This is a genomic window from Amycolatopsis sp. WGS_07, assembly GCF_045278895.1.
Taxonomy (GTDB): domain Bacteria; phylum Actinomycetota; class Actinomycetes; order Mycobacteriales; family Pseudonocardiaceae; genus Amycolatopsis.
The window spans coordinates 4,608,096-4,618,911 of record NZ_CP136053.1; the positions used below are offsets into that span (position 1 = coordinate 4,608,096).

The 10,816-nt window shown below is 69.4% G+C and carries 9 protein-coding genes; 1 reads left to right on the forward strand and 8 read right to left on the reverse strand.

The features are described from left to right. Positions 1-30: 30 nt before the first annotated feature. From RPX00_RS21840 to RPX00_RS21875, 8 genes are all read right to left on the reverse strand, one after another. A complete protein-coding gene (locus RPX00_RS21840; RefSeq protein WP_406641964.1) occupies positions 31-381 on the reverse strand; it encodes a hypothetical protein in 351 nt (116 codons plus the stop codon). An 82-nt stretch (positions 382-463) separates the two neighbouring features. Further along, a complete protein-coding gene (locus RPX00_RS21845) occupies positions 464-1,219 on the reverse strand; it encodes a LytR/AlgR family response regulator transcription factor (protein WP_406641966.1) in 756 nt (251 codons plus the stop codon). Further along, positions 1,216-2,265 (reverse strand): sensor histidine kinase, encoded by a 1,050-nt coding sequence (locus RPX00_RS21850; RefSeq protein WP_406641968.1) that lies wholly within the window; start codon positions 2,263-2,265, stop codon positions 1,216-1,218. Before RPX00_RS21850 ends, RPX00_RS21845 begins: the two co-directional genes overlap by 4 nt. 101 nt (positions 2,266-2,366) lie before the next feature. Then, the gene (locus RPX00_RS21855; protein WP_406641970.1) at positions 2,367-3,368 is read right to left on the reverse strand and encodes an ABC transporter substrate-binding protein; all 1,002 of its coding nucleotides are present in this window, start codon (positions 3,366-3,368) and stop codon (positions 2,367-2,369) included. Positions 3,369-3,399: 31 nt separating this feature from the next. Continuing rightward, positions 3,400-4,443: an ABC transporter permease gene (locus RPX00_RS21860; protein ID WP_406641971.1), complete on the reverse strand. Its 1,044-nt coding sequence runs from the start codon at positions 4,441-4,443 to the stop codon at positions 3,400-3,402. Further along, entirely contained in the window at positions 4,440-5,204 is a 765-nt protein-coding gene (locus RPX00_RS21865; RefSeq protein WP_406641972.1) for an ATP-binding cassette domain-containing protein, read from the reverse strand. The genes RPX00_RS21860 and RPX00_RS21865 overlap by 4 nt, the downstream gene beginning before the upstream one ends. Next, the gene (locus tag RPX00_RS21870) at positions 5,201-6,247 is read right to left on the reverse strand and encodes a class I mannose-6-phosphate isomerase (protein ID WP_406641973.1); all 1,047 of its coding nucleotides are present in this window, start codon (positions 6,245-6,247) and stop codon (positions 5,201-5,203) included. Before RPX00_RS21870 ends, RPX00_RS21865 begins: the two co-directional genes overlap by 4 nt. Next, entirely contained in the window at positions 6,244-7,227 is a 984-nt protein-coding gene (locus RPX00_RS21875) for a LacI family DNA-binding transcriptional regulator (protein ID WP_378310339.1), read from the reverse strand. The genes RPX00_RS21870 and RPX00_RS21875 overlap by 4 nt, the downstream gene beginning before the upstream one ends. Before the next feature lie 315 nt (positions 7,228-7,542). Between RPX00_RS21875 and RPX00_RS21880 the strand changes: the two genes are divergently transcribed. After that, positions 7,543-10,788: a GH92 family glycosyl hydrolase gene (locus tag RPX00_RS21880; RefSeq protein WP_406641975.1), complete on the forward strand. Its 3,246-nt coding sequence runs from the start codon at positions 7,543-7,545 to the stop codon at positions 10,786-10,788. Positions 10,789-10,816 lie beyond the last annotated feature (28 nt).

Consider the following 10,816-nt stretch of genomic DNA (forward strand, 5'->3'; position numbering starts at 1 on the left):
CGCCCGCCCCCGCTGCTGCGGATGTCCGGCTCACCGATCGTCCTCGATCTTCTCCGCGCGGCGCAGCTGCCACCACGAAAGCCCGGCCAGCACCGGGTACGGCAGGACCGCGATCAGCAGCCAGGACAGCGGAATCCCCCACAGCCGCACGTCGTCCAGCGACGGGGCGAGCGCGAGCAGCACCGGCAAACCCAGCACCAGCACGAACATCGCGACCAGCGCGGGGATGCCGCGGCGGCGCTGGATCCGGTACAGCACGGCCGCGCGTTCCGCTTCCGGCGCGCGCAGGCGCGGCATCCGCCACCGGCCGCGTTCGAGCCGCCGCGACCGGGCGAGCCTCGTCTGCGGACTGGTGACGGCGACGCGTTTGGTGCGGCTCACCGGACGCCCCGCGCAACCCTCGTGAGCGGCAATCCCGGTTCTAACCGGGATAAACACTCACGACCCGCCCCGGCCACGCGCGTCACCGGGCACTCCCGAGCTGTCCCCGCTGCGCCGCCTCCAGCAACCGGTCCCGGAGGTCCCGCGCGTGCCTTCGGCTGACCGGTACGTCGCCGGCCTCGGTGTGCGCCAGCAGCCCGCCCGTCGTGTCGCTCCGCAGTTCCAGCACTGCGCTCACCGCGAGCAGGAATCCGCGGTGCACGCGGGTGAATCCGGTCCCTTCCCAATACTCCTCGAGCCGCGAGATCGGCATCCGCACCGGATGCACGCCGCTGCGCGTGTGCAGCCGGACGTAGTCGCCGTTGGCCTCGGCGAACAGCACGTCGTCGCGCCGGACGTACCGGGTGCGGCCGCCGGAATCCACCGGCAGCGCGGCCATCGCGTCCGGCGAGGACCGGCGGCGGCTGCTCGGCACGAGGCGGGTCACCTTCGCCAGCGCGGCGGAAAGCCGTTCCGTGCGCACGGGTTTGAGCAGGTAGTCCACCGCTCCGATGCCGTACGCCGCTACCGCGTGCCCGTCGTGTGCGGTGACGAACACGATCACCGGCGGTTCGGACAGTTTCGCCAGCAGCGACGCGAGTTCGAGCCCGTCCAAGCCCGGCATGGAAATGTCGAGGAAGACCGCGTCGAAATGGTCTGCCTGCAACAGTTTCAGCGCCTTCAGCGCGTCGCTCGCGCCGACGACCTCGCCGACCTCCGGTGCGTCGCTCAGCATCCGGCACAGTTCGCCCAGCGCCGGCGCGAGATCGTCGACCGCCAGCACCCGCAGCCCGCTCACGGCAGCACCCCCGGCTGGAACCGCGGCACCCGCAGGACGACCCGGGTGCCCTCGCCGACCGCCGTTTCCACTGTCAGCCCGTACCAGGCCCCGTACACCGTGCGCAATCGTCTGTCCACATTGGCCATTCCGAGCCCGGTCCCGTCGCCGCTGCCCGCGAGGATGGCGGCGGCGCGCTCGGGCTCCATGCCGACTCCGTCGTCCTCAACGCTGATCACGCAGTCGTTCCCTTCCGCCTGTCCGTGCACCTGGACCAGCCCGGCCCCCGACCTCGGCTCGATGCCGTGCCGGATCGCGTTTTCCACGAGGGGTTCGAGTACCAGGTACGGCACCGCCACCGCAAGCACTTCCGGCGCGACCCGCACCTGCACCTTGAGTCTTTCGCCCAGCACCGCCCGCTGCAGCGCGAGATATGTTTCCACCGCGCGGAACTCCTCGGCGACGACGGTGTACTCGCCGTGCCGGGAGAGGCTGTAGCGGGTGTAGTCGGCGAAATCGAGCATCAGATCGCGTGCGCGGTCCGGTTCCGAGCGCACGAACGACGCGATGACGGTGAGCGCGTTGTACACGAAATGCGGCGACATCTCCGCCCGCAGCGCCCGAAGCTCGGCTTGCGCGGCCTGGTCCGCCGAGGCTTCGAGCCGGCCCCGTTCCAACGCCTGCACCACCAGGTCCGCCGCCTGCCGGGGCACCCCGCCGGGCACCTCGCCGACCAGCAGCAACGCGCCCGCCAGTTCGTCATGAACGTGCAGCGGAACCGCCGTCACGCCGCCCGCCGCGACGGGTTCTTCCTGGTGCAGGACGTCGTCGAGAACCTGGGACACCGAGGAGTCGGCCCCCGGCCGCCCGGACCACATCAGGGTGCCGGACAGGTCCGACAACCCCAGCCCGGCCACGTCGAACAGCCGCCGCAACCCGTGCGCGGCGCGCCGGGCGCGGACTCCGGACAGGCCGTCCTTGAGGTCGTCGGCGACCTTCCGCGCCGCGCCGAGCACGCGGACGGCGTCCGGGCGGGAGCGCCACGGCAGCCGGGCACTCTCGGTCATCGACGTGCCTCCCCTCAAGGTACCTGGGGGAGTTGATACTAGCCCGGAAGTGACCGAAGGGGACTTTCCGCACGGAAAGTCCCCTTCGGCCGCACCAGTGGCTAGCAGCTCTGCTTGTAGAAGTACTTCGAGTTCGCGTCCAGGTCGTCCTTGGTGATCGAGTGCAGCTGCGCGGTCAGGTCCCGTTCGGTCGGCTTGCCCTCGAGCGCGGCCACCGCCTGGTCGACGCCCTTCGTGCCGATCTGCGCCGGGTCCTGCGCGATGAGCGCCTGGTACTCGCCCTTCTTCAGACCGTCCACTTCGGACGGGCTGGCGTCGAAGCCGACCAGGTTGACCTTGCCGATCTTGCCCGCGTTGCGCAGGCCGGTCGCCGCGCCCTCGCCGGTGTTGAGGTTGGTGGCGAAGATGCCGATGAGGTCCGGAGTCGAGGCCAGCGCCGCAGTCACCTTCGACGCGGCCTGCTCCGGTTCGTTCTGGGTGAACTGGATGCCCGTCGACTTGAGGTTCGGGTGGTTCTTCAGCTCGTCCTCGAAGCCCTTCGCGCGGGCCGCGGTGGTGGACGTGCCCGCGATGGTGTCGAGGATCAGCACCGAGCCCGGCTTGTCGCCGACCAGCTTCGCCATGGTCTGCGCGGCCAGCTTGCCGCCCTCGGTGTTGTCCGAGGAAACCGACGACACCGCGACGCTCTTGTCCTTGAGCGAAGTGTCGACCTCGACGATCTTCGCACCGCGGTTCTTCACCTGCTGGATCGGCGCGAGCATCGCCTGGTCGTCCGTCGGGGCGACAAGCAGCGCGGCGGGCGGGTTGGAGCCCAGCGCGTTCACGATCGACGTCTGCATCGCCGCGTCGAACTTCTGCGGTGCCTGGGTGGTCAGCTCGTAGCCGAGCTTCTTCGCTTCTTCCTGTGCGCCGCATTGCATCGAGATGTAGAACGGCTCCGCCTGCACGCCCGGCACCAGCGCGAGCTTCTTGCTGTTCGCGGAGTTGCCGCCGGGCTTGTCGCTGGACCCGCTCTGCCCCACCTGCCCGGAGCCGCACGCGGCCACCAGCATCGCCGCGGACGCGAGCGTCCCCGCGGCGAGGACGGTCTTGCTGAACTTCATCGTAAGCACCTCTTTGTACTCGGGGACCGATTCAGCGGGAGTTGCGCTTGCGACGGTGGCGCTGGTCGAACCACACCGCCGCGATCAGGACCGCACCGACCGCGATGTACTGCCAGTAGTCCTGCACGTGCGTGATGTTGAAGCCCTTCCGCAGCACCGCCGGGATGAACACCCCGATCACGGTGCCGAGCATCGAGCCGATGCCGCCGAAGAGGCTCGTGCCGCCCATCACCGTCGCGGAGATGGAGTTGAGATTGTCGTTGGTGTGCGCCGAGATCGTGGTCGACGCGTAGTACGCCAGCGACATGAAACCCGCGATCCCGGCGAGGAAACCGGTCAGCAGGTACACCTTCAGCAGGTGCGCGGTCACGCCGATGCCCGACCGCCGCGCCGCCTCCGCGTTCGAGCCGACGGCGAACGTGTAGCGGCCGAACCGCGTGGTGTGCAGCAGCCACGCGCCGATCAGCGTGATCACCACGGCCACCAGCACGAGGTTCGGGATCCCGCCGAACGACGTGCCGTAACCGAGGGTCTTGTTCAGCTCGGTGGGCACGCTGCGCACGTCCGAACCGTTGTTGAGCAGGTACGACGCGCCGAGTGCCGCGCCCATCGTGCCGAGCGTGACGATCAGCGGCGGGATGCCCGCCACCGCGATGAGGAATCCGTTGATCAGACCCCAGATCGTGCCCGCGAGCACCGCCGCGACCAGCCCGGCGGTGATAATGCCCCAGCCCGCGTGCGAGGCGTCGCCGCCGCTGAGCGCTTCCATGGTCTTGCCCGCGACCATCCCGGCGAAGATCAGCACCGATCCGACGGACAGGTCGATGCCGGAGGTGATGATCACGAACGTCATGCCGACCGAAAGCACCAGCAGCACGGACGTTTCGATCAGCAGCGTCTGGAAGGTGAACAGGCTCGCGAACTGGCCGGGCGCGAGGGCGGTGAACACCGCGATCAGCGCGATCAGCACCAGCGCGATCCAGAACGTGTTGGCCCCGACGAGCCGTTTCCCCAGCGGCGGCTTGACGAACTCGCCGTCCACAGTGGTCTGAATGTCCTTGACCGGTGCGCTCATGCCGCCTCCTCCTGCACCAGCGCCCCGGTCATCGCGGCGACCAGATCCTCGAGCTTGGTGTCCGCACCGGCGAACCGGGCGACGCGCCTGCCCTGCAACAGCACCTCGATCCGGTCCGAGACCGACAGCACCTCGGGCATGTTGTGGCTGATCAGCACCACCGCGATGCCCTTGTCCCTGACCTTCCTGATCACGTCCAGCACGCGTTCGCGCTGCCGGACGCCGAGCGCCGCGGTCGGCTCGTCCATGAACACGACCTTCGACGCCCAGGCCACCGACCGGGCCACCGCGACGCTTTGCCGCTGCCCGCCGGACAACGAGCCGATCGGCACCTCGGTGCTCTGCAGCGTGACGCCGAGCCGTTCGAACTCGGCCACCGCCTGACGGCGCATCTCCGCCTTGTCGAGCATCCCGAGCTTGCCGAGGAGGCCTTTGCGCGGGATTTCCCGGCCCAGGAACAGATTCGCCGCCGGATCCAGCTCCGGCGCGACAGCGAGATCCTGGTACACCGTCTCGATGCCGGCCCGGCGCGCGGCCACCGGCGAGTCAAGATGGATCTCGCTGCCGTCGAGCAGGATCCGGCCCGAGGTCGGCTGCTCGGCCCCGGACAGGCACTTCACGAGCGTGGACTTGCCCGCGCCGTTGTCGCCGATCAACGCGGTGACCTCGCCCGCGCGCGCCTGGAAAGACGCGCCGCGCAAGGCTTCCACCGAACCGTAGTGCTTGGTCAGGTCCACCGCGTCGAGCAGGATTTCGCTCATGCGGACCGGCTCCTTTCCGGGGCTGGCGGACGGCACCGGATCACGGTGAGCGAGCCGGACAGCTCCGTCTGGCCCGCCGAGAACGGCACCGCGTAGGTGTCGCCCTTGGCCACCGGGAACTCGCCGCCGTGCTCGGTGCGCAGGGTGCCCTCGCCGGCGAGCGCGACGAGCACGCTGAACGACGGGTCGAGGGCGAACGTGGTGCCGGACAGCTGGATGCGGTCGGCGCGGAAGAACTCCGCCGAGTCCGGCGCGAGCAAGTCCACTGTGGTCGCTTCGTCGCCGGAGGTGTGCTTCACGATGGTCTTGAGCCGGTCGTCGTCCCAGCCCGAGGTGTCGAGCGTTTCGATCGCGGTCTCGAAACCGATCCCGAGGTGGCCCTTTTCCGGCGAGGCAAGGAAATCACGCCATTCCAGGGTCAGAGAGAAGTCCGTCGGCTGCTGCAGTTCGACCACGAACACGCCCTCGCCGATCGCGTGCGGCAGCCCGGCCGGGATGTAGACGGTGTCGCCCGCCTGGACCGGGATGCTGTTGAGCGCGCTCAGCATGCTCGGCGCGTCCTGCTCGCGGGTCCATTCGGCGACGGTGTCCTTGCTCAGCGTCTCCCGGAAACCCGGATACACGCGCGGGTCGTCGCCGTAGGTGCCGACCACGATCCACGCCTCGGTCTTGCCGAAATGCGAGTCGAAGTGCTTGCGGGCGAAGGAATCCGACGGGTGGAAGTGCACCGGCAGCCGTTGCCCGGCGTCGAGCAGCTTCACCAGCAGGCCGGTCGAGTCGCCGAGCTTGGCGACGTGCGCCGCGCCCAGCCACGCGTCCGGATCGCCGCTGACCGCGTCGCGCAGCCAGATCCCGCTGGGCAGCCTGGTGAGACCGTTGGTCTCCTGGCCGAACATGGTGGTGACGGAACCGACCCAGTCCTCCGGCCCGAACTTCGAGTCGGTGCCGCTGGCCCCGCGCAGGGCGGCGATCGCGTCGCCGCCCCGGTAGAACTGCGGGGGCTGGTTGGCCGGGAGTGCGACCGGCTCGAGGTGCTTGGTCACAGGGCGGCCTCACCGGAACCGCGGGCGACGAGGTGCACGGGCAGAACTACCTTTCTCGGGGCGGATTGATCGCCTTGGATGCGGGCGAACAGCAGCTCGGCCGCTGCGTGCCCAAGGGCGCTGACGTCGTGGGCGATCACGGTGACCGGCGGGTCGAGCAGGTCCGCCAGTTCGAAATCGTCGAAGCTCACCAGCGCGGGCCTGCGCTCGGCGTGCGCGAGCGCGCGCAGCAGGTGCACCGCGACCCGGTTGTTGCCCGCGATCACCGCGGTGGCCGGGTTCGGTCCGGCGGCCAGCTTGCGCACCGCGTGGCCGACGGTCTCCGGGGTCGGCGTCTGCATCGCCACGAGGCTCTCGTCGTAGGAGATCCCGTTGCGCACACAGCCTTCCCGGAACCCGCGGAGCCGTTCGGCGGCGGTGAAGATGTCCGGGCTGTCGCCGAGGAACGCGATCCGCCGGTGGCCGTGCCGCACGAGATGGCCGACCGCCTCGATGGTGCCGCCGAGGTTGTCCACGAGCACGGTGTCGGCCACGATGTCGCCGGCCGGGCGGTCGAGGAACACCACCGGCGTGCCCGCGCGCATTTCCGGCACGAGATAACCGTGCTGCAGCCCGGCGGGCACGATCAGCAGCCCGTCCACGCGCCGCGCGCAGAATTCCAGGGACAGCTCGCGTTCGCGGTCGGAGTTCTCGCCGGACGACCCGGTCAGCACGTGTCTGCCGAAGGACGTCGCGATCCGTTCCACCGCGCGGTTCAGCTCGGAGTAGAAGGGGTTGCCGACGTCCTCGACGACCAGGCCGATGGTGCCGGTGGTCGAGCCGCGGCGCAGGTTGCGGGCGCCGAGGTTCCGGCGGAACCCCAGCTGTTCGATCGCGGCCACCACGCGTTCGGCGGTGTCCGGATGCACCGCGGGCTCGTCGTTGACGACCCGCGACACCGTTTTGATGCTGACGCCGGCCAGCCGGGCCACATCGCTCATCGTGGCCCGCCTGCTGGCGGGGCGGGGAAGCCCGTCCGCGTCCCGGCCCGAGTGAGACAACGTTGTCATAATGCGGGGGATTGGACACCATCGCGCTCCGGGTTGTCAATGGCGGGCGGCCGGTGCTGCCCGTCTCGACGAATCCGCTGGTGCGGATGGTGGACATCGTTGTCCCGAATCGGACAGGCTCTCACCGCGGTCTTGACGATCCGGTGAGCCATTGCCCAAGGTGACCGGCATCGACGGTGCGCGACAAGGTTGTCATCGATGCCTCGAGGGCCGGTGGCGGGTTCGCGCCGGACAACTGGAGAGGCGATGGCGATGGCGCGAGCGCGCTGGAGAGCCGGACTGATCTTCCTGACCTCGGCGGTCGTGGCGACAGGGGCGTCCCTGGCCCCCGCCGCCCCCGCACTGGCTGATTCCGCGAAATCCGCTGACCTGGCGAAGTGGGTGAACCCGTTCGTCGGCACCCGGCCCGGCGGCGCGGACCACGGGACCGGCGGCGGCGCGGGCAACACCTTCCCCGGCGCGGTGGCGCCGTTCGGGATGGTGCAGTGGAGCCCGGACACGAAGAAATCCCAGCCGGGCGGCTATTTCTACGACGACAACACGATCACCGGGTTCAGCCTCACGCACCTTTCCGGCGCGGGCTGCACCACGTATCAGGACCTGCCGTTCATGCCGTACGTCGGCGAGGTCAGCACGTCGCCCGCGACCGATCCGGGCCGCTACACCTCGACCTTCGACCACAAGAACGAGCACGCGACCGCCGGCGCTTACGACGTCGCCCTCGACAACGGCGCGAAGGTCGAGCTGACCGCGACGCAGCGCACCGGTTCCGGACGGTTCACCTACCCGGCGGGCGCGGCGTCCACGCTGCTGGTCAACACCTCCGGCTCGGTCAACGGCACCGACGACGCGTCGATCAGCATCGGCAAGGACACCATCAGCGGCTGGGCGACCAGCGGCCGGTTCTGCGGCGCGAAGAACTCCTATCGGGTCTACTTCTCGGCGAAGTTCGACACCCCGTTCGCGTCCGTCGGGACGTGGAAGAACGGCGCGGTGACGCCCGGCAAGACCTCGGAAACCGGCGGTGCGAAGGCGAAGGTCGCGCAGCCCAACGGGATCGGCTCCTCGCTGGCGCGTCCGGCGGCGGCGAAACCGCAGGACACGACGGTAAGCGGCCCGGGAAGCGGCGGCTACGTCACGTTCCCGAACCTCAACGGCGCGCAGGTCAACGTCCAGGTAGGACTGTCCTTTGTGTCCGTCGACGGGGCGAAGGCGAACCTGAAGGCGGAGAACAACGGCAAGAAGTCGTTCGAGACCGTGGCCGCGTCCGCGCGCAAGGCGTGGAACGACCAGCTGGGCAAGATCCAGGTCAGCGGCGGCAGCGACGCCGACACCGCGACGTTCTACACCTCGCTGTACCACTCGCTGGTCCAGCCGAACGTCTTCTCCGATGTGGACGGTCGCTACCCCGGTTTCGATGGCCGGATTCACGAGGCCGAACGCGGGCACGCGATGTACACCAACATCTCCGGCTGGGACATCTACCGGTCCGAGGTCCCGCTGCTGGCCACGATCGCGCCGAAGGAGACATCGGACCTCGTGCGCTCGATGATGGCGTTCGCCGAACAAGGCGGTTCGTGGGACCGCTGGACGGTGGCGAACGACTACACCGGCGTGATGAACGGGGATCCGTACCACATCATCGTTTCCAGCGCCTACGCGTTCGGTGCGCGTGACTTCGACGCGCAGAAAGCGTTGCTGCTCATGATCAAGGGCGCGACGCAGCCGACACAGGGCTACACCGAACGCCCGGGTCTGCAGGACTACCAACGCCTCGGCTACGTTCCGGGCGCGGCGGCGGACACGCTGGAGTACACGAGCGCGGACTTCGCCATCGCCCAGTTCGCGAAGCGGCTCGGCGACGGGGCCACGTACACCACGTTCATGAAGCGCGCGCAGAACTGGCAGAACCTCTACAACCCGGGCAGCGGACACCTCCAGCCGCGCAACGCGGACGGCTCGTTCTCCGGGAACTACGACCCGGCCAGCTCGCAGGGCTGGGTCGAGGGCAACGGCGCGCAGTACGACTGGATGGTCCCGTACGACCTCGCCGGTCTCGTGACCGCGTTCGGCGGCACCAGCGCCACTCAGTCGCGTTTGGACACTTTCTTCACGAAGCTGAACGCCGGAACCCATGAGCCGTATGCGTTCCTGGGCAACGAGCCGAACTCGAACGCGCCCTACGTGTACTCGTTCGCGGGTGCCCCGGCGAAGACGCAGAACATCGTGCGCCGGGCGATGGACGAGCTGTACAACCCGCGTCCGGAAGGCCTGATCGGCAACGACGACCTCGGCCAGATGTCGTCCTGGTACGTCTGGTCGGCGCTCGGGGTGTACCCGGAGATCCCGGGCCGCGCCGAAACCGTCCTGACCACGCCGCGGTTCCCGCACGCCGAGCTGACCACCGGCGCTGGCAAGAAGATCACCGTCAACGCTCCCGGCACTGGCGAATACACCAGCGGCCTGAAGGTGAACGGTTCCGCGGCCAGCAAGGCGTGGCTGTCGGAAGGCCTGATCTCGCAGGGCGGCAAGCTGGACTTCACCCGGTCGACGACCGCGACCTCGTGGGGTGCTGCGGCAGTCGACGCGCCGCCGTCGTTCCGTGAGCAGGAGAAGCCGAGCCTGTCCTTTGTGGACCCGGCACGCGCGGTGGTGCCCGCTGGCACGACCTCGACCGCCTCGGTGGGCGTGCAGGATCTGTCCGGCAGCGCCAAGACCTGGACCTACTCCGCGGGCAGCGCCGACGGCATCACACTGACGCCCGCCACCGGTTCCGTCCAGGTCCCAGCGGCCGGAAAGGGCCACGCTGACGTGACGGTGAGCGTTCCGGCGGGCACCTCCGACGGTCCGCGCCGGATCCCGGTCACCTTCTCCTCGCCGGGCCTCGCGGACGTGCAGGCGGTGCTGACCGTCCTGGTGGCGAAGCCGAACAGCTGGCTGGCCACAGTGGACAACACCGGTCTCTCGCCGGACGCGAACTCCGCGGCCGGGAACTTCGACGGCGGCGGCTGGAGCTATTCCGCGGACGCGCTGGCCAAGGCCGGTGCCAAGCCGGGCAGCACGGTGTCGAGCGACGGGCTGAACTTCACCTGGCCGTCGTACCCGGTCGGCGACCCGGACAACGTCGTCGCGGCCGGGCAGACGATCAACCTGTCCGGTTCGGGACGGCTTGCGCTGCTCGGTTCCGCCAGCAACGGCAACGCGCAGGGCACGCTCACCGTCACCTACACCGACGGCAGCAAGTCGACCGCCACCGTCGGATTCTCCGACTGGACGCTCGGCGGCGGCGGAGCGCAGCCGGCGTTCGGCAACCGGATCGTCCTGTCCACGCCGTACCGCAACTCCGCGGGCGGCGACCCGCAGCAGATCCGCACGATGGTGTTCGCCACCGCGCCGATCACGCTGGACGCGGGCAAAACCGTCGCGAGCGTGACCTTGCCGAAGGGCGTCAGCGGCGGCTCCATGCACGTGTTCGCCATCGCTGCGGGCTGACCTTCCGTGAAGGGAACCCTGAGGGACT